The following is a 19,045-nucleotide window of genomic DNA, read 5'->3' as shown; positions in this document are numbered from 1 at the left end:
TAACTCAGGGTCAAGGAGACCTCCATGCACTTCAAGAAACTCGCTGCAGCCACCGCTCTGCTGATCTGCGCATTGCCGAGCATCAGCCAGGCCCGTGACACCGCGGTGTATCTGCCTTTTGACAAAGCCGTCGCCGAAGCAACCCGCGCCGGCAAAATCGATGGCAGCGTGAAGTTCTACCTGGCAGGCAATACACCGACTGGCAACGTCACCGTCCTCAGCGCCGGCGCTGTAACCAACAAGAAAACCAACGCCTTCAACAAGTCTGACGAAGTGGCCTGCGAATGGGTCGCGCAATCGGCAATCATCAGCCTGCACCAGGCAGCGAAAAACGCCGGCGCCAACGCCGTGACCAACATCGTCAGCTTCTACAAGAAAAATGAGCGCAAGGATGCCAAGACCTATGAGTGCCACGCTGGGGCGCTCATGGCGGGCGTTGCGCTGAAAGGGGATTTGGCGAAGGTTCAGTAACCCCTGACGCGGACTAGCCGCGACACGTTCAGGTTTACCGATTGCGTTGATGCTTGGGGGCTGGCGCAGTGCCTTGAACATCATGATCAAAAGATCGCAGCCTTCGGCAGCTCCTACATAGATCGGCGTAGGAGCTGCCGCAGGCTGCGATCTTTTAGAAGTTGATCACATCCCCTCAACCTTACGCGTCAACAACTCCACAAACGCCTTGGCCATCGGCGACTTCTGATCCTTGCGCTGCACCAGCCACACTGCCGACACCGCTTCCGGATCCAGTAACGGCCGATAGACAACACCATCAATACGCATCCGCTGATACGACGCCGGCAACACCGACACTCCCAAACCTGCCGCCACCAACCCGATAATCGTCATCGCCTCGCCAGCCTCTTGGGCAAAGTGCGGGCTGAAACCGGCATCCCGCGCCAGGCTGAGCAGCTGTGCATACAAACCACTGCCATAGCTGCGTGGGAAAAATACGAACGGTTCGAGGGCCAAGGCTGAGAGAAACAGGCCCTGTTCGCTATCGGTGACTAACGGATGCTTCGAACTGAGCACCGCCACCAAAGGCTCACGCATCAGTTCCACCACGCTGAGCGAGTCCGGCAGCCCAAGCGGCCGCATGATCCCGACTTCAATCGACTCATCCACCAACGCATCGGCGACCTGGGTGCTGCTCATTTCCCGCAGGTTGAGATGCACCGCCGGGAAGCGCTGGCGAAACGAAAAGATCGCCTGGGGAATGGTCGTGTTGAACGGTGCCGACGAGGTGAAGCCGATCTTCAGTTCACCCAACTCACCGAGTTGTGCCCGCCGTGCAACATCGGCCGCTTTGTCGACCTGAGCCAGCACCAACCGCGCCTCTTCCAGGAACAACCGCCCCGCCTCACTGAGCTCGACCCGACGATTGGTACGCTCGAAAAGCCGCGCGCCGACCTCCTGCTCCAGCGCCTGAATCTGCTGGCTCAGCGGCGGTTGCGAGATGCCCAGCACCTGGGCGGCGCGGCCGAAATGCAATTCTTCGGCGACGGCAATGAAGTAGCGCAGGTGACGCAATTCCATGTGAACTCCATTAGGTCGCTAAACCTATCAAACAGGTCGAACAATATATTGGATAGAAACATTAGCCGGCTATATGATTTTTCCATTGCCTGACCGGGCTGCGCCCTCCGAGGTTCGAAGTGAAAACTGCTGTCGCCCCACTCGCCCATGAAATTCCGCCCACTGCGCTGGATGATGTCGTCACCGAGCGAAGCGAGATCTACATCGAAAAAGGCACGCCGATGTTCATGCGCACGGTGCTGGCGCTGTTCTCGGGCGGCTTCGCGACCTTTGCCCTGCTGTATTGCGTGCAGCCGATGATGCCGCTGCTGTCCCACGAATTTTCCATCAATGCTGCGCAGAGCAGCCTGATCCTGTCGGTCGCCACCGGCATGCTCGCCATTGGCTTGCTGATCACCGGCCCCATCTCTGATCGCATCGGGCGTAAACCGGTGATGGTCGCCGCGCTGTTCGCCGCCGCTCTCTGCACCATGGCCAGCGCAATGATCCCGAGCTGGCAAGGCGTGCTGGTGATGCGGGCGCTGGTGGGGTTGTCGTTGAGCGGTCTGGCGGCGGTGGCGATGACTTACCTGAGCGAAGAGATCCACCCACAGCACCTTGGCCTGGCCATGGGTTTGTACATCGCCGGCAATGCCATCGGCGGCATGTGTGGGCGGTTGATCGTCGGGGTATTGATCGACTTCGTCAGCTGGCACACGGCGATGCTGGTCATCGGTGGCCTGGCGCTGATTGCCGCAGCGGTGTTCTGGAAGATCCTTCCCGAGTCGCGCAACTTCCGCGCCCGCTCGTTGCATCCGCGCAGCCTGCTCGACGGCTTCACCATGCACTTTCGCGATGCCGGCCTACCACTGCTGTTCCTTGAGGCGTTCGTGCTGATGGGTGCGTTTGTCACGCTGTTCAACTACATCGGCTATCGCTTGCTGGCCGAGCCGTATCACATGGATCAGGCCTTCGTCGGGCTGCTCTCGGTGGTGTACCTGTCGGGCATCTACAGCTCGGCGAAAATCGGCGCCCTGGCCGACCAGCTCGGCCGGCGCAAAGTGCTCTGGGCAACCATCGTGCTAATGATCGCTGGCCTCGCCATGACCATGCTCACGCCGTTGCCGGTGGTGATCATCGGCATGCTGATCTTCACCTTTGGCTTCTTCGGCGCGCATTCAGTGGCCAGTAGCTGGATTGGTCGCCGAGCGATCAAGGCCAGAGGACAGGCGTCGTCGCTGTACCTGTTCAGCTATTACGCCGGGTCGAGTATTGCCGGTACTGCCGGGGGCGTGGCCTGGCACTTGGGTGGCTGGAACGGGATCGGGTTGTTTATTGGCGGGTTGTTGGTGATTGCGCTGTTGGTGGCATTGAAGCTGGCGAAGTTGCCGCCGTTGGGTGATGTGAAAGCTTAAAAGCAAAAGATCGCAGCCTTCGGCAGCTCCTACATGGATCGCTGTACATCCGTAGGAGCTGCCGAAGGCTGCGATCTTTTGATCGTTAAATAAAAACGCCCGGCATAAGCCGGGCGTTTTTTATCGGGCCACGATCACTCGTGATACTGCGCCGACAGTTCATGCACTGCGCGCAGGAAGGCGCCAGCATGTTCCGGATCGACTTCCGGGGTGATGCCATGACCGAGGTTGAACACGTGGCCGCTGCCCTTGCCGTAGCTGGCGAGAATGCGACCAACTTCGGCGCGGATGGCTTCTGGCTTGGCGTAGAGCACGGTCGGGTCCATGTTGCCTTGCAGGGCGACTTTGTTGCCGACGCGCTGGCGGGCTTCACCAATGTCGCAGGTCCAGTCCAGGCCCAGCGCATCCGCGCCAGCGTCAGCGATGCTTTCCAGCCACAGGCCACCGTTCTTGGTGAACAGGATGACCGGAACTTTGCGGCCTTCGTGCTCGCGGATCAGGCCGCTGACGATTTTGCGCATGTAGGCCAGGGAGAATTCCTGGTAGGCCGCTGCGGAGAGGTTGCCGCCCCAGGTGTCGAAGATCTGCACCGCTTGCGCGCCGGCCATGATCTGGCCGTTGAGGTAGCTGGTGACTGATTGCGCGAGTTTATCCAGCAGCAAATGCATGGCTTGCGGGTTGTCGTAGAGCATGGCCTTGGTCTTGCGGAAGTCTTTCGACGAACCGCCTTCGACCATGTAGGTGGCCAACGTCCATGGGCTGCCGGAGAAGCCAATCAGCGGCACGCGGCCGTTCAGTTCACGACGGATGGTGCTGACCGCATCCATGACGTAGCCGAGGTCTTTGTGCGGATCAGGAATCGGCAGGGCTTCAATGTCAGCCAGGGTGCTGATGACTTTCTTGAAGCGCGGACCTTCACCGGTTTCGAAGTACAGGCCTTGACCCATGGCGTCCGGGATGGTGAGGATGTCGGAGAACAGGATCGCCGCGTCCAGCTGCGGATAGCGGTCGAGCGGCTGCATCGTGACTTCGCAAGCGAACGCCGGGTTCATGCACAGGCTCATGAAGTCACCGACCTTGGCACGGCTGGCGCGGTATTCAGGCAGGTAGCGACCGGCCTGACGCATCATCCACACAGGGGTGACGTCTACGGGTTGCTTGAGCAGGGCGCGAAGGAAACGGTCGTTCTTCAGGGCAGTCATGTCGGCATCCGGAAAAAAAGTGCGGGCATTTTCTCAGAGCGCGACGCAAAAGGCACGGTTGCAGGTCAGCCTTTTGTCTATCGGGTCAATTTGTCGCGGGGGAACTCCTTCTTCGCAACACCCCAAAACCAATGTGGGAGCTGGCCTGCCAGCGATGCGGCCACCTCGGTGTGTCAGTCAGACCGAGGTGATGCTATCGCTGGCAGGCCAGCTCCCACAGGGTTACTGCATGTCAGGTCGAGGTCAGACGCCCAAGTAATCCAGGATCCCTTCAGCCGCATTGCGGCCTTCGAAGATCGCCGTTACCACCAGGTCGGAACCGCGCACCATGTCGCCACCGGCGAAGATTTTCGGGTTGCTGGTCTGGTGTTTGTACTGGCCTTGTTCCGGCGCTACGACGCGGCCTTGGCTGTCGGTCTGGATGCTGAACTGTTCGAACCATGATGCCGGGCTTGGACGGAAACCGAAGGCGATGACCACGGCGTCGGCCGGGATGATCTCTTCGGAGCCCGGGATCGGCTCAGGGCTGCGACGGCCACGGGCGTCCGGTTCGCCGAGACGGGTCTCGACCACTTTCACGCCTTCGACACGGTCTTCACCGACGATCGCGATCGGCTGGCGGTTGTAGAGGAATTTCACGCCTTCTTCCTTGGCGTTCTTCACCTCTTTGCGCGAGCCCGGCATGTTCGCTTCGTCACGACGATACGCACAGGTCACCGACTTGGCGCCCTGACGGATCGAAGTACGGTTGCAGTCCATCGCCGTGTCGCCACCGCCCAGCACCACGACCTTCTTGCCTTTCATGTCGACGAAATCTTCCGGCGACTTTTCAAAGCCCAGGTTGCGGTTGACGTTGGCGATCAGGAAATCCAGCGCGTCATACACGCCCGGTAGATCTTCACCGGCAAAACCGCCCTTCATGTAGGTGTAGGTACCCATGCCCATGAACACGGCATCGTATTCTTCGAGCAGTTGCTCGATGGTCACGTCCTTGCCCACTTCGGTGTTCAGGCGGAACTCGATGCCCATGCCGGTGAAGACTTCGCGGCGATTGCTCAGCACGGTCTTTTCCAGCTTGAACTCGGGGATGCCGAAGGTCAGCAGACCGCCGATTTCCGGGTTCTTGTCGAACACCACCGGGGTCACGCCGCCACGTACCAGCACGTCGGCACAGCCCAGGCCGGCAGGGCCCGCGCCGATCACCGCAACACGCTTGCCGGTCGGTTTGACCTTGGACATGTCCGGGCGCCAGCCCATGGCGAACGCGGTATCGGTGATGTACTTCTCGACCGAGCCGATGGTCACCGCACCAAAACCGTCGTTGAGGGTGCAGGCCCCCTCACACAGACGATCCTGAGGACACACCCGGCCGCAGACTTCCGGCAGAGTGTTGGTCTGGTGCGACAGCTCGGCGGCCTGCAGGATGTTGCCCTCGGCCACCAGTTTCAGCCAGTTGGGAATGAAGTTGTGCACCGGGCACTTCCATTCGCAATACGGGTTACCGCAACCCAGGCAGCGGTGGGCCTGGTCGGCCGACTGCTGGGGTTTGAACGGTTCGTAGATTTCCACGAACTCTTTCTTGCGTTGACGCAACAGTTTCTTCTTCGGATCTTTGCGCCCGACATCGATGAACTGGAAGTCGTTATTCAGACGTTCAGCCATTGTTAAAACCTCATCAAACTCTTCAGGCGCATATCACTGCGGGTTGGCACGGGTGCTGGAAAGCAACGATTTCAGGTTGGCAGCCTTGGGCTTGACCAGCCAGAAACGACGCAGATAGTCATCGAGGTTTTCAGCGAGGTTACGACCCCACTCGCTGTCGGTTTCCTCGACGTATTCGTTCAGCACGCGTTGCAGGTGGCTGCGATAGGCTTCCATCGCCTCACCGCTGATCCGCTGGATTTCCACCAGTTCGTGGTTGACCCGGTCAACGAAGGTGTTGTCCTGGTCGAGCACGTAGGCGAAACCGCCGGTCATGCCTGAGCCGAAGTTGTAGCCAGTCTTGCCCAATACGCAGACAAAACCACCGGTCATGTACTCGCAGCAGTGATCGCCAGTGCCTTCCACGACAGTGTGAGCACCGGAGTTACGCACCGCGAAACGCTCGCCCGCGGTACCGGCGGCGAACAGCTTGCCCCCGGTGGCGCCATACAGGCAGGTGTTGCCGATGATGGCGCTGTCCTGAGTCTTGTAGATACTGCCCTTCGGCGGAACGATGACCAGCTTGCCGCCGGTCATGCCCTTGCCGACGTAGTCGTTGGCATCGCCTTCCAGGTACATGTTCAGGCCGCCGGCGTTCCACACACCGAAGCTCTGACCCGCCGTGCCTTTGAAGCGGAAGGTGATCGGCGCGTTGGCCATGCCCTGGTTGCCATGCTTGCGAGCGATTTCACCGGAGATCCGCGCGCCGATGGAACGGTCGCAGTTGCAGATATCCAGGGCGAAATCGGCGCCGCTCATGTCGTTGATGGCCGAGGTGGCCAGATCGACCATCTGCTCGGCCAGCAGGCCTTTGTCGAACGGCGGGTTGCGGTCGACCTGGCAGAACTGAGGCTTGTCTGCCGGGATGTGATCGCTGCCCAGCAACGGGGTCAGGTCCAGGTGATTCTGCTTGGCGGTCTGGCCTTCGAGGATTTCCAGCAGATCGGTACGGCCGATCAGCTCTTCGAGGGAGCGCACGCCCAGCTTGGCCAGCCACTCACGGGTTTCTTCGGCGACGTAGGTGAAGAAATTCACCACCATGTCGACGGTACCGATGTAGTGATCCTTGCGCAGCTTCTCGTTTTGAGTCGCGACGCCGGTGGCGCAGTTGTTCAGGTGGCAGATACGCAGGTATTTGCAGCCCAGGGCGATCATTGGCGCGGTGCCGAAGCCGAAGCTCTCAGCGCCGAGGATCGCTGCTTTGATCACGTCGAGGCCGGTTTTCAGGCCGCCGTCGGTCTGCACCCGGACCTTGCCGCGCAGGTCGTTGCCACGCAGGGTCTGGTGAGTTTCGGCCAGGCCGAGTTCCCACGGTGCGCCCGCGTATTTGATCGAGGTCAGCGGCGATGCACCGGTGCCACCGTCGTAGCCGGAGATGGTGATCAAGTCCGCGTAGGCCTTGGCCACACCGGCAGCGATGGTGCCGACGCCGGCTTCTGCAACCAGCTTCACCGAGACCAGCGCCTTCGGGTTGACTTGTTTCAGGTCGAAAATCAGCTGCGACAAGTCTTCGATCGAATAGATGTCGTGGTGCGGCGGAGGCGAAATCAGGGTCACGCCCGGCACTGCATAGCGCAGCTTGGCGATCAGACCATTGACCTTGCCGCCAGGCAGCTGACCACCTTCGCCGGGCTTGGCGCCCTGAGCGACCTTGATCTGCAGCACTTCAGCGTTGACCAGATATTCCGGGGTTACACCGAAACGGCCAGTGGCGACCTGCTTGATTTTCGAGCTCTTGATGGTGCCGTAGCGCGCCGGGTCTTCGCCGCCTTCGCCGGAGTTGGAACGCGCACCGAGGCGGTTCATGGCTTCGGCCAGGGCTTCGTGAGCTTCCGGCGACAATGCGCCCAAAGAGATGCCCGCGGAGTCAAAGCGCTTGAGCACCGATTCCAACGGCTCGATCTCGCTGATGTCCAGCGGCGTGTCCAGGGTCTTGACCTTGAACAGGTCGCGGATCATCGACACCGGACGGTTGTCCACCAGCGCCGTGTATTCCTTGAACTTGCTGTAGTCGCCCTGCTGCACAGCGGCTTGCAGGGTGCTGACCACGTCCGGGTTGTAGGCGTGATATTCGCCACCGTGGACGAACTTCAGCAGGCCGCCTTGCTGGATCGGCTTGCGCGGGCTCCAGGCTTCGGCCGCCAGGGCTTTCTGCTCGGCTTCGATGTCGACGAAACGCGCGCCCTTGATGCGGCTTGGTACGCCACGGAAGCTCAGGTCGCAGACTTCTTCGGACAGGCCGATGGCTTCGAACAGTTGCGCACCGCGGTACGAGGCGATGGTGGAGATGCCCATCTTCGACAGGATCTTCAGCAGGCCTTTGGTGATGCCTTTACGGTAGTTCTTGAACACCTCATAGAGGTCGCCCAGCACCTCACCGGTGCGGATCAGATCGCCCAGCACTTCGTAGGCCAGGAACGGATAGACCGCCGAGGCGCCGAAACCGATCAGTACCGCGAAGTGATGCGGGTCGCGAGCAGTGGCGGTTTCCACCAGGATGTTGGAGTCGCACCGCAGGCCTTTTTCGGTCAGGCGGTGATGCACCGCACCGGTCGCCAGCGAAGCGTGGATCGGCAACTTGCCCGGGGCGATGTGACGGTCACTCAGCACGATCTGGGTGCGACCGGCGCGAACGGCTTCTTCAGCCTGATCGGCAACATTGCGCACTGCGGCTTCGAGGCCGACGCTCTCGTCGTAGTTGAGGTCGATGATCTGGCGTTCGAAGCCCGGACGATCGAGGTTCATCAGCGAGCGCCACTTGGCCGGGGAAATGACCGGCGAGCTGAGGATCACGCGTGAGGCGTGTTCCGGCGACTCTTGGAAAATATTGCGCTCGGCACCGAGGCAGATTTCCAGCGACATGACGATGGCTTCACGCAGCGGGTCGATCGGCGGGTTGGTGACCTGCGCGAACTGCTGACGGAAATAGTCGTACGGCGTACGCACACGCTGGGACAGCACGGCCATCGGCGTGTCATCGCCCATCGAGCCAACGGCTTCGTAGCCTTGTTCGCCGAGCGGACGCAGCACCTGGTCGCGCTCTTCGAACGTGACCTGATACATCTTCATGTACTGCTTGAGTTGATCGACGTCGTAGAACGCCGAACCATGGTCGTTGTCTTCCATGGTCGCCTGGATGCGCAGGGCATTCTTGCGCAGCCATTGCTTGTACGGATGACGGGACTTCAAGCGGTTGTCGATGGCATCGGTGTCGAGGATCTGACCGGTTTCGGTGTCCACGGCAAAGATCTGGCCAGGGCCGACACGACCCTTGGCAATCACGTCTTCAGGCTGGTAGTTCCAGACACCGATTTCCGAGGCCAGGGTAATGAAGCCGTTCTTGGTGGTGACCCAACGCGCAGGACGCAGACCGTTACGGTCGAGCAGGCACACCGCGTAACGACCGTCAGTCATTACCACGCCGGCCGGGCCGTCCCACGGTTCCATGTGCATCGAGTTATATTCGTAGAACGCCCGCAGATCCGGGTCCATGGTTTCGACGTTCTGCCACGCAGGCGGAATGATCATCCGCACGCCACGGAACAGGTCGATGCCACCGGTGACCATCAGCTCGAGCATGTTGTCCATGCTGGAGGAGTCGGAACCGACACGGTTGACCAGCGGGCCGAGTTCTTCCAGATCCATCAGATCATTGGTGAACTTGGTGCGACGGGCCTGAGCCCAGTTGCGGTTGCCGGTGATGGTGTTGATCTCGCCGTTGTGGGCGAGGAAGCGGAACGGCTGAGCCAGCGGCCATTTCGGCAAGGTGTTGGTGGAGAAGCGCTGGTGGAACACGCAGATTGCGGTTTGCAGGCGCTGGTCGCTCAGGTCTGGATAGAAGGCGGTCAAATCCGCCGGCATCATCAGGCCTTTATAAATGATGGTCTTGTGGGAAAAGCTGCAGATGTAGTGATCGACGTCGGCGGCGTTGGCCACGGACGAACGACGACGGGCGCTGAACAGCTTGATCGCCATGTCCTGATCGCTCAGGCCTTCACCGCCGATGTAGACCTGCTCGATTTGCGGCAGGCGCTCAAGGGCCAGGCGGCCGAGGACGCTGGTGTCGATCGGCACTTTGCGCCAGCCGACCAGTTGCAGGCCTTCGGCCAGGATCTCGCGGTTCATGTTCTCGCGAGCGGCTTCGGCTTTCACCGGGTCCTGGTTGAAGAAGACCATGCCCACCGCATATTGCTTGGGCAGTTCGACGCCGAAGGTTTCCTGGGCAATCGCACGCAGGAATACATCCGGCTTTTGAATCAGCAGACCGCAACCGTCACCGGTCTTGCCGTCGGCGTTGATCCCACCGCGGTGGGTCATGCAGGTCAGGGCCTCAATGGCCGTTTGCAAAAGGGTATGACTGGGCTCGCCCTGCATATGGGCTATCAGGCCGAAACCGCAGTTATCCTTGAATTCATCTGGTTGGTACAGACCTGCTTTCATAGACACTTTCTCACCAGGCTGCCTCTTATCGAGGCAAATTTCTTTTCAATTCAGCCAGTTACCATCCACGCCGAACGTACGCCAGCTTTGCGGGGGCAAAAGGGAGGTCATTGTACACACCGACATAGAGGCTCACAAATTTGACGACGAAATGTCGCAAATCCATGTCGCATTTGTGAAAGGTTTAAAGCGATATGCTGTGCTAGTCAAAACTTTTTTAATTTTGACCGCAACGACTCAAAGACCACTGTGACGCAGACACCACAAGGCACGCGGCCTGGAGAGGCGGCATGCGCTTGCAGAAATTTTGAGGTGCTTGGAGAGGCGGCCTGGGTAAGGCCGCCGAATCTTCAGCGAGTTGTTGCCAGTTCCTGTTGGACGCTGGCGACAGTGCGAGGCCAAGGTTTACCAGCCTGAACCTTCGCTGGCAAGGCCTTGATGGCGGTAACGGCTGCATCGCGGTTGGCGAAGCTACCGTAGGTGATGACGTAAAGCGGCTTGCCGTTGAGTACTTTCTTGAAATAACGGTACTCGCCGCCCTGCTCTTTGACGAAGCTTTGCGCGGCCGATTCGGAGCTGGTGCCGAGGATTTGCACCACGTAGTTACCCGGCGCCTGGCCTGCGTACCAGCTGCCACCGGCGGCTTTAGCCACGGCGACTGGCTTCTCGGCAGGTTTGGCGGCGGCGACCGGCTTGGCGGGCGCTGGAGCCGGTTTGGCAACAGGCGCAGGCGCTGGCTTGGCGGTCGCGACCTGAGTCGGCGCTGGAACCGGTTTGGCCGCAGGTGTTGGCGCCGGCCCCGGCTGGATGCCGGCAGGCGGCGCAGTCGTGGTCACGGTTGGCGGTGTAGCGCTGGAACCTTCGACCGGCACGCCGTCGTCGCCTTCGGTGATACCACCGGCCGCTTCGGCCAACGGGCCACGCATTACCGGCTGCGAGTTGCCGACCAACGGCAATGGCATCGGTTGTGAATTACCGGCGAACTCTACGGCGGGAGCGCCACTGCTGTCAGGTTGTGGCGCGTCCTGGCCCAATGGCAGTTGTGCCTGTTCATTGGCAGGCGCGCCGGTGGTCGGTGCTTTGCTGCGACCCGGCATCAACCAGGCGGCGGCTACCGCGACCACGACTACGGCGGAAATCGCCAATACGTGTTTCTTCGGCATGTTGAACCCCATACTTGGACGCTTCACCGCTGAGCGGCTGGCAATCATGGCTTCGATCATTGCATCGCGGGCGACCTGGTTGATGGTGCCAGGCCAACCGTCGGAGCTTTCGTGAATATCAGAGATCTGATCCGCGGTGAAAAGTTCGATACCCCGGCCAGCGCCTTCAAGACGCTGATCCAGATATTCGCGGGTTTCTTCTTCGGTGTAAGGCTGCAATTCGATGACGTGGAAACGCTCTTCCTCAAGGCTCAGCGCGTCAAGTTGAGCAATCAGCGAGGACTCGCCGAACAGGAACACGTGGGGGCGACCTTCCGGCGCCCCCGCGGCTAAAGCCAGCAAGGCTTCCAGCGCGGATTCGTCGAGTTGCTCGGCATCATCCACCAGCAAATAGACTTCCTGCCCCGTGAGGGCAAGCTGTACCACCTGGGCCAGAATGGCGCCGATTTCGGCCTGTTCGACATTCAGCGCCTGAGCCACCTGACGCAGCACACCAGCCGCATCGCTGGCGCCACGGGCGGAAACCACCACGCTCTGCACTGACTGTTTGTTGGTGCTGGCCACCAGGGCCTGGCGCAACAGGGTTTTGCCGCTGCCTTGAGGGCCAGTGACCACCAGCAACAACTGGCTGTAACGGGCCAGATGATGCAGTTGCCCCAGCACCGGTTTGCGCTGGGCCGGGAAAAATTTGAAGCCAGGCACCCGTGGAGCGAAAGGGTCATGACTTAACTGGTAATGGCCGAGGAAAGCCTCGTCGGCATGCAAACTAGTCATCGGGATCTTATTAACCTTTAAGCTGAGCCAGGGCGCGGTAATCCGCTCCCAGCGTGGCCTGTAAAACCTCTTTCGGATAATCGTCGGTCACCACTGCTTCGCCCATGTGGCGCAGCAGCACCAGGCGCAAACGACCGTCGATCACTTTCTTGTCAATTGCCATGTGTTCGAGAAAATCGGTTTCAGTCATCTCTTGCGGCGGGATGACCGGCAGGCCGGCCCGCTGGAACAGGCGAATACCGCGATCACGTTCCTGTTCGCTGATCCAGCCCAGGCGCGCGGACATTTCCAAAGCCATTACGGTGCCAGCAGCGACTGCTTCACCATGAAGCCAGACACCATAGCCCATATGGGTTTCGATCGCGTGGCCAAAGGTGTGGCCCAGGTTCAACGTGGCACGAACGCCCGTCTCTTTCTCGTCGGCACCCACCACCGCAGCCTTGGCCGCGCAGGAGCGTTCGATGGCATAAGTCAGGGCGGTCTGGTCCAGCGCTCGCAGGCGATCGACGTTTTCTTCGAGCCAGGTCAGGAATGGCTCGTCGCAGATCAGCCCGTATTTGATGACTTCCGCCAACCCGGCAGACAGTTCGCGGGGCGGCAAAGTATTGAGCGTGGCGGTATCGATCAGCACCACGTTAGGCTGATAGAAGGCGCCGACCATGTTCTTGCCCAGCGGGTGATTGATCCCGGTCTTGCCGCCCACCGAAGAGTCGACTTGCGACAACAACGTGGTCGGTATCTGGATGAAATCGACGCCTCGCTGGTAGCAGGCGGCCGCAAAACCGGCCATGTCGCCGATCACACCGCCACCGAGAGCGATCACCGTGGTACGGCGATCGTGCCGTGCAGTCAGCAGGCCGTCGAAAATCAGTTGCAGGGTTTCCCAGGTCTTGAAGGCTTCGCCGTCGGGCAGCACCACAGAAATCACCGAGAATTGCGCGAGGCTGCGGGTCAGACGCTCGAGGTAGAGCGGCGCGACGGTCTCGTTGGAGATGATCGCCACCTGCCGCCCGCGGATATGCGGGGCCAGCAGCTCAGGCTGATCCAACAAACCTTCGCCAATATGAATCGGGTAGCTGCGCTCGCCTAGATCGACCTTGAGTGTCTGCATGTGTCCCCACAGTGAAGATGGAATCAGGCATCCTGCCTTGAGTTTACGAATTCCATGGCGTCTGCCGGTGTGACGCCGCTCGGTAGCCAGCCGCCACAACCTTGAGCGGCTGCGACAGGACGTCGAGGATAGCGCATTTCGCGCCGCGCATTAACGGGGCGGTAGCTGCTGCAAGCGTTCGAGGATGTCGAGCACCACCATCCGCGGTGGCCGCTCATCGGTTTCAACCACCAGGTCGGCAATTTCCCGATACAGCGGATCACGGATCGCCAGCAAGTCCCGCAGGGTTTTCGCCGGGTCGGCGGTGCGCAGCAGTGGCCGATTGCGGTCGCGAGCTGTTCGGCCGACCTGCTGCTCGACCGACGCATGCAGATAGACCACCCGACCACCGGCGTGCAGCGCCCGGCGATTGGCTTCGCGCATCACTGCGCCGCCACCGGTCGCCAATACCACACCGTCGCATGCACACAGCTCGGCGATCATCGCCTGCTCACGGTCACGAAAGCCCGGTTCGCCTTCCTTATCGAAAATCCACGGGATATTGGCGCCCGTGCGCAATTCAATTTCCTTATCGGAATCTTTGAATGGCAGGCGCAGCTCTTTGGCCAGCAACCGGCCGATGGTGCTTTTTCCAGCCCCCATCGGTCCAACAAGAATCAAATTTCGCACAGAATCAATGACTCACAGCAATCGCCTGATTGTTCATGATACGCGGAGTGAGAAATACCAGCAGCTCGGATTTTTTCTCCGAAACCACGTCACGCCGGAAAAGGCGGCCAAGATACGGCACATCACCGAGAAATGGCACCTTATCTACAACCTTGCTCTGAGTATTTGAGAAAACCCCACCAATGACGATGGTCTCGCCGTCGTTAACCAACACCTTGGCGTTGACCTCGTTTTTCTTGATTGGCGGTACATCCTGCACTTTGTTCAGGTAATCCGGTTCATCCTTGGTGACCTTGACCTCCATGATGATGCGGTTGTCCGGCGTGATCTGTGGGGTCACCTCCAGGGACAGCGAAGCCTCCTTGAACGACACCGAGGTGGCGCCGCTGGAGCTGGCTTCCTGATAGGGAATCTCGGTGCCCTTGAGGATTTTCGCGGTTTCCTTGTCGGACGTGACCACCTTGGGCTGCGAGACGATTTCCCCGTTGCCGGTTTTCTCCATGGCCGAAAGCTCAAGGTCCAGCAGCACATTGTCGGTAATGAAGGCGATGCCGATCCCCGAGGTATTGGCAGAGGCCCCCAAGTCGACGAACGGCGAGTTAGTGCTGGTGCTGCCTGGCGTCCCTATGGTGGTCGAAGAGCCGTTGACCCCGGAGGTGTTCCAGTTACCCTTCTGCACCGAACCGCCCCAGCGCACGCCAAGGCTTTTGTCGTAATCGACGTTGGCCTCAACGATGCGCGCCTCGATCATCACCTGACGCACCGGAATATCCAGTTGGGCAACGATGCGACGCAGCTCGTCGAGTCGATCCTGGGTCTGGTAGGCAATGATGTTGTTGGTTCGCTCATCGACAGTGATTGACCCTCGCTCGTCGATTTTCGCTTCGGCGCTGGTCACTGACTGGAACAGCTTGGCGATATCGGCGGCCTTGGCGTAGTTGACCTGTAACAGCTCGCGACGCAGAGGCGCCAGTTCGGAAATCTGCTTCTGCGATTCCAGTTCCTGACGCTCTCGGGCAGCGATCTCATCAGCCGGCGCCACCAGCAGCACGTTGCCAATCTTGCGCTTATCCAGACCTTTGGTTTTCAACACCAGGTCCAGCGCCTGATCCCACGGCACATTCTGCAGACGCAACGTGATGCCACCCTGCACCGTGTCGCTGGCCACCAGATTGAGGTTGGTGAAATCGGCGATCAGCTGCAGCACCGAGCGCACATCAATGTCCTGAAAATTCAGCGAGAGTTTTTCGCCGGTGTAGGCAAAGCGTTCAGTGTTGCGCTTCTGCAAGTCATCGACAGTCATCGGCCGGATACTGACGGTCAGTTTGTTGTCGGTCTGATAGGTCGAATAATCGAAGGCGCCACTGGGTTCGATACTGATAATGGCCCGGTCGCCCGTGGCGCTGGCGTTGACGAACTGCACCGGCGTGGCGAAATCCTTGACGTCGAGACGTACACGCAACCGTTCAGGCAGTTGGGTCTTGGTGAAACCGACGATGATTTTGCCATCGCGTTCCTGGATGTCCGGGGCGATGGACGGATCCGACAGATCGATGACCACATTGCCCTCACCCTGGGTGCCGCGCTGGAAATCCACGCCCCGGATGGCTTTGCCCACGGGCGCATTGACCCTGGCGGGCGCTGGCGTCGCAGTGGCTGCGCGCGGTGCGCTGGCGGCCGGTTTGGGCGCCTTGCTACCAGCCCCTTGCCCGACAACCACGAACAAATTGTTGCCTTCGACGCGAGCGTTGTATGGCGTCAATTGAGTCAGGCTGATGATCAACCGCGTACGGTCCTTGGCCTCAACGACCGTGGCGCTGCGGGCATTGCCGCCGCCCAGATCCCGATTCTTGTTCGCCAGCTGACTGGTGACCCCTGGCAGGTCCAGCGCAATCCGCGCAGGCTGCTCTGTCGTGTAACCGTGGGGCTGCGGTGGCGGCCCATCGAACGACAACTTCAACTCGACACGGTCACCGGGCAGCGCGGCGACATCCAGCGCTTTGAGGTTGGCCGCCAGTACCATCGGCGACAAAAACGCTATCCATAGCGAAATACCGAAGGTTGAGAAAATCCTGTTCATTATTCGAGTTCCACTATGAGTGCTCTTTCAAAGGGATGGTCCGCGGCCGTTCCAGCCAGGCGCCTTCGCCGTCAGGAACGATTTCGACCACGTCGACTTGCGAACCGCTGATGGCGACGATCCGCCCATCGTTACGCCCCAGGTAATCGCCGACTTTCAGCCGATGCACGCCGCCCGCCCCGCGCAATAGCGCAAAGGAGCCGGTTGCATTGGAGAGGGTGCCGACCATTTCAAACTGTTCGATGTTGAAACCTTCGAGGTACTGCTTGACCCGATTGGGGTCGGGTTTGACGTTACGCGAGCCGTGCTTCTGACCGGCCAGATCGACTCTGACCTGCCGGGAGAACGGGCTACGCAGGTTGGCAGCGTTATAGGTGAATGTCGGGTAAGACCGGAATGTCGGCGTTGGTTCAATTTTGCCGGGGGCACGCAGGCGCACTTCGTTCAGGTAGGCGTCCAGGTCGCTGAAATCATTGTCGCCGCCACAACCGGCCAGGATGACCAGGCACATAACCATCGACAGGCAACGAATCGGGCTCATTTCTGCAACCCCTTGTCGTTGTAGCGATAGGTCTTGGCCAGGATGCTCATGCGTAACTTCGGACCGCCATCGGGATTAGCCGGCGCCAGGTCGAAGTCATGCAGGGTGACGATCCGTGGCAGCCCGGCCACGCCACTGACAAAAGTGGCCAGGTCGTGATAAGCGCCGGTGACGGTGATCTGGATAGGGAGCTCGATGTAGAACTGCTGGGTGACCTCCGGGAGCAGCTTGATTTCTTCGAAGTCCAGGCCGCTGCCCAGGCCGGTGCGGGTGATGTCCTCCAGCAGGCCGGGCACTTCGGTGTCGCTGGGCAATTGCCGCAAAAGCATGCCGAAGGAGTTTTCCATTTCCTTCATCTGCTGGGTGTACAGCTCCAGATTCGCCGCCATATGGGCTTTGGTCGCGAATTGCTCCCTGAGCGTCGATTCTTCCTCGCGCCTGAGTTCCAGGTGGTTTTGCAGGTCACTGATCAAGAAGCTGTAGCCAAGGGTTAGCACCAGGATCATCAGCAGGACACTTGCCAGGACCTTGATCGCCGGTGGCCAGGAACCCATGTTGTTGGTGTCCAGATCGTTGATGTCGATCTGGCGCAACCCTTCGAACCATTCGGATGGTTTCATTTAGCGCCCCCCACAATCGCGGGCTGGGTCTGACGGACGGTCAACTGAAAAACATTGGCCTGGTCCAGCTGACCGGCGGTGGTCGCCTTGACTTCCGTGAGGTTGGGCGCATCGAACCAATCGGAGGCATCAAGATTGCGCATCAGATCCGAAACCCGGTTGTTGGATTCCGCCGCGCCGGTGATGGACACGGTTTTGCCGACCATTTTCACTTCGGTGAAATAAACTCCGTCCGGCAAGGTACGCGCCAATTGATCGAAAATCCTCCCGCTGATCGGCCGGTTGCCTTGCAGGTCCTGGATGATGCGCATGCGTTCGACGAGTTGCTGTCGGCGGGCCTTCAGATCGCTGATCTGTTTGATCCGCTCGTCGACCACGGCAATCTGCTTGCCAATGTAATCGTTACGGGCGACTTGCCGATTAATGGCGCTGTTAATGACCTGGTCCGCAATCAGCAGCGCTGCCACCGACCCCACTAGCACACCGACCAATGCCAGTAAAAAGCGTTTGCGACGCCCTTCGCGCAACTCTTCACGCCAGGGTAAAAGATTGATCCGCGCCATCAGTCGAAACTCCTGAGGGCCAGCCCGCAAGCGATCATCAGTGCCGGGGCATCGCTCGCCAAGGCACCGGCGTTGACCTTGCTGCTCAGGGTCATGTTGGAGAATGGATTGGCGACCTGGGTCGGCGTACCCAGTCGCTGCTCGATCAATCGCTCCAGCCCGGGGACCGAGGCGGTGCCGCCGGCCAGGAGGATGTGATCGACCGAGTTGTACTGGCCAGAAGCAAAGAAAAACTGCAATGAACGCGACACCTGCTGCACCAACGCATCACGAAATGGCTGCAAGACCTCGCTGACGTAATCGTCCGGCAAACCGCCCTGCTTCTTCGCCAGCCCCGCCTGTTCGACCGTCAAGCCATAACGACGCTGGATCTCTTCCGTCAGTTGACGCCCGCCGAACAATTGTTCACGGGTGTAGATGATCCGCCCGTTGTGCAACACGCTCAGGGTGGTCATGGTGGCCCCGATATCGACCACCGCCACGGTCAGACGCTCCTGAGAGGCGGCCAACTGGGTTGCCAGCAGGCCGAACGATCGCTCCAGGGCATAAGCTTCGACGTCGACCACGCGCGCGGTCAGCCCGGCCAGAGCCAGGGCCGCTTCACGGACCTCGACGTTTTCCTTGCGACACGCCGCCAGCAGCACATTGACCCGCTCGGGGTTGCGCGCCGACACGCCTTGCACTTCGAAATCGATAGCCACTTCATCCAGTGGATAAGGGATGTACTGATCGGCCTCGATCTTCAGTTGGTTTTCCATCTCGTCGTCGGAAAGACCGGCGTCCATCTCGATGGTCTTGGTGATGACCGCTGAACCGGCCACAGCGACGGCCACGTTCCTGAGGCTGGTCTTGGCCTTGGATAGCACCCGCGCAAGCGCCTGCCCCACCCCTTCGAGCTCGGCGATATTTTTCTCGACCACGGCGCTGGCAGGCAGCGGCTCGACCGCATAGGCCTCGACCCGGTACCGGTCGCCTTGACGACTGAGCTCCAGTAGCTTCACCGACGTAGAGCTGATGTCGATCCCCAGAAGCGTATTGGCTTTTTTATTGAAGAGTCCTAGCACTACCAATTCCCTATGACTATCCGTGAGTTACGGACTCTGTAATATCCATTGCGTTCAATACCCTCCGTCTTGACAGAAGCGCAAATGACGCTCCCCGACGGAAAAATGCTTATAATGCTGAGCGTTTTTTCCGCTTTCACTGCAAGCGCGGGTCATTCTGTGTATAGCCTGAACCCCTGATGCCTAATTC

Annotated in this window: 14 protein-coding genes; 2 read left to right on the top strand and 12 right to left on the bottom strand. The window is 59.9% G+C overall.

Annotation, left to right across the window (positions count from 1 at the left end; all coding sequences use genetic code 11):
- Positions 1 to 24 precede the first annotated feature (24 nt).
- Positions 25 to 471, top strand: coding sequence for an excinuclease (locus tag ACZ89R_RS20390; protein ID WP_429544776.1), 447 nt, complete (start codon positions 25 to 27; stop codon positions 469 to 471).
- A gap of 165 nt (positions 472 to 636) precedes the next feature.
- On the opposite strand, the gene ACZ89R_RS20385 is transcribed toward ACZ89R_RS20390, so the two are convergent.
- Positions 637 to 1,533, bottom strand: a complete 897-nt coding sequence (locus ACZ89R_RS20385) for a LysR family transcriptional regulator (protein ID WP_429544777.1) — start codon at positions 1,531 to 1,533, stop codon at positions 637 to 639.
- 152 nt (positions 1,534 to 1,685) lie between these two features.
- Here ACZ89R_RS20385 and ACZ89R_RS20380 point away from each other — a divergent pair, with 152 nt between their 5' ends.
- Complete coding sequence (locus ACZ89R_RS20380; protein WP_429547831.1) at positions 1,686 to 2,927, top strand: MFS transporter; 1,242 nt, start codon at positions 1,686 to 1,688, stop codon at positions 2,925 to 2,927.
- A 134-nt stretch (positions 2,928 to 3,061) separates the two neighbouring features.
- On the opposite strand, the gene hemE is transcribed toward ACZ89R_RS20380, so the two are convergent.
- The 11 genes from hemE to ACZ89R_RS20325 all read right to left on the bottom strand — a co-directional run bounded on the left by hemE (position 3,062) and on the right by ACZ89R_RS20325 (position 18,855).
- Entirely contained in the window at positions 3,062 to 4,129 is a 1,068-nt protein-coding gene (hemE, locus tag ACZ89R_RS20375; RefSeq protein WP_429544778.1) for a uroporphyrinogen decarboxylase, read from the bottom strand.
- Positions 4,130 to 4,372: 243 nt separating this feature from the next.
- Positions 4,373 to 5,791, bottom strand: coding sequence for an FAD-dependent oxidoreductase (locus tag ACZ89R_RS20370; protein WP_105340576.1), 1,419 nt, complete (start codon positions 5,789 to 5,791; stop codon positions 4,373 to 4,375).
- A gap of 33 nt (positions 5,792 to 5,824) precedes the next feature.
- Positions 5,825 to 10,270 carry a glutamate synthase large subunit gene (gene gltB / locus ACZ89R_RS20365; RefSeq protein WP_429544779.1) on the bottom strand — a complete coding sequence of 1,482 codons (4,446 nt, stop codon included), beginning with the start codon at positions 10,268 to 10,270 and terminating at the stop codon, positions 5,825 to 5,827.
- Positions 10,271 to 10,620: 350 nt separating this feature from the next.
- On the bottom strand, positions 10,621 to 12,207 hold the full coding sequence (locus tag ACZ89R_RS20360) for an SPOR domain-containing protein (protein WP_429544780.1): 1,587 nt from the start codon (positions 12,205 to 12,207) through the stop codon (positions 10,621 to 10,623).
- Between the two features lie 10 nt (positions 12,208 to 12,217).
- Complete coding sequence (gene aroB, locus ACZ89R_RS20355; protein ID WP_429544781.1) at positions 12,218 to 13,318, bottom strand: 3-dehydroquinate synthase; 1,101 nt, start codon at positions 13,316 to 13,318, stop codon at positions 12,218 to 12,220.
- 150 nt (positions 13,319 to 13,468) lie between these two features.
- Positions 13,469 to 13,987, bottom strand: coding sequence for a shikimate kinase AroK (aroK, locus tag ACZ89R_RS20350; RefSeq protein WP_032830073.1), 519 nt, complete (start codon positions 13,985 to 13,987; stop codon positions 13,469 to 13,471).
- A gap of 4 nt (positions 13,988 to 13,991) precedes the next feature.
- On the bottom strand, positions 13,992 to 16,067 hold the full coding sequence (locus ACZ89R_RS20345; RefSeq protein WP_429544782.1) for a type IV pilus secretin PilQ: 2,076 nt from the start codon (positions 16,065 to 16,067) through the stop codon (positions 13,992 to 13,994).
- 13 nt (positions 16,068 to 16,080) lie between these two features.
- Positions 16,081 to 16,608: a pilus assembly protein PilP gene (locus tag ACZ89R_RS20340; RefSeq protein WP_123499940.1), complete on the bottom strand. Its 528-nt coding sequence runs from the start codon at positions 16,606 to 16,608 to the stop codon at positions 16,081 to 16,083.
- Positions 16,605 to 17,228 (bottom strand): type 4a pilus biogenesis protein PilO, encoded by a 624-nt coding sequence (pilO, locus tag ACZ89R_RS20335; RefSeq protein ID WP_218397038.1) that lies wholly within the window; start codon positions 17,226 to 17,228, stop codon positions 16,605 to 16,607. Before pilO ends, ACZ89R_RS20340 begins: the two co-directional genes overlap by 4 nt.
- Positions 17,225 to 17,791 (bottom strand): PilN domain-containing protein, encoded by a 567-nt coding sequence (locus ACZ89R_RS20330; protein ID WP_218397036.1) that lies wholly within the window; start codon positions 17,789 to 17,791, stop codon positions 17,225 to 17,227. Before ACZ89R_RS20330 ends, pilO begins: the two co-directional genes overlap by 4 nt.
- On the bottom strand, positions 17,791 to 18,855 hold the full coding sequence (locus ACZ89R_RS20325; RefSeq protein WP_123499947.1) for a pilus assembly protein PilM: 1,065 nt from the start codon (positions 18,853 to 18,855) through the stop codon (positions 17,791 to 17,793). The genes ACZ89R_RS20330 and ACZ89R_RS20325 overlap by 1 nt, the downstream gene beginning before the upstream one ends.
- Positions 18,856 to 19,045: the final 190 nt, after the last annotated feature.

The sequence above is a fragment of the Pseudomonas sp. TE3728 genome, assembly GCF_056279145.1.
Note: the sequence above shows the minus strand (reverse complement) of the source record. Positions and strands in the feature narration are given on the sequence as shown.

Coding starts and splice junctions, on each gene's coding strand:
- ACZ89R_RS20330 (WP_218397036.1), bottom strand. CDS start 17,791: ATGGCGCGGATCAATCTTTTACCCTGGCGTGAAGAGTTGCGCGAAGGG.
- ACZ89R_RS20360 (WP_429544780.1), bottom strand. CDS start 12,207: ATGACTAGTTTGCATGCCGACGAGGCTTTCCTCGGCCATTACCAGTTA.
- ACZ89R_RS20390 (WP_429544776.1), top strand. CDS start 25: ATGCACTTCAAGAAACTCGCTGCAGCCACCGCTCTGCTGATCTGCGCA.
- ACZ89R_RS20385 (WP_429544777.1), bottom strand. CDS start 1,533: ATGGAATTGCGTCACCTGCGCTACTTCATTGCCGTCGCCGAAGAATTG.
- ACZ89R_RS20345 (WP_429544782.1), bottom strand. CDS start 16,067: ATGAACAGGATTTTCTCAACCTTCGGTATTTCGCTATGGATAGCGTTT.
- gltB (WP_429544779.1), bottom strand. CDS start 10,270: ATGAAAGCAGGTCTGTACCAACCAGATGAATTCAAGGATAACTGCGGT.
- ACZ89R_RS20340 (WP_123499940.1), bottom strand. CDS start 16,608: ATGAGCCCGATTCGTTGCCTGTCGATGGTTATGTGCCTGGTCATCCTG.
- hemE (WP_429544778.1), bottom strand. CDS start 4,129: ATGACTGCCCTGAAGAACGACCGTTTCCTTCGCGCCCTGCTCAAGCAA.
- ACZ89R_RS20370 (WP_105340576.1), bottom strand. CDS start 5,791: ATGGCTGAACGTCTGAATAACGACTTCCAGTTCATCGATGTCGGGCGC.
- aroB (WP_429544781.1), bottom strand. CDS start 13,318: ATGCAGACACTCAAGGTCGATCTAGGCGAGCGCAGCTACCCGATTCAT.
- pilO (WP_218397038.1), bottom strand. CDS start 17,228: ATGAAACCATCCGAATGGTTCGAAGGGTTGCGCCAGATCGACATCAAC.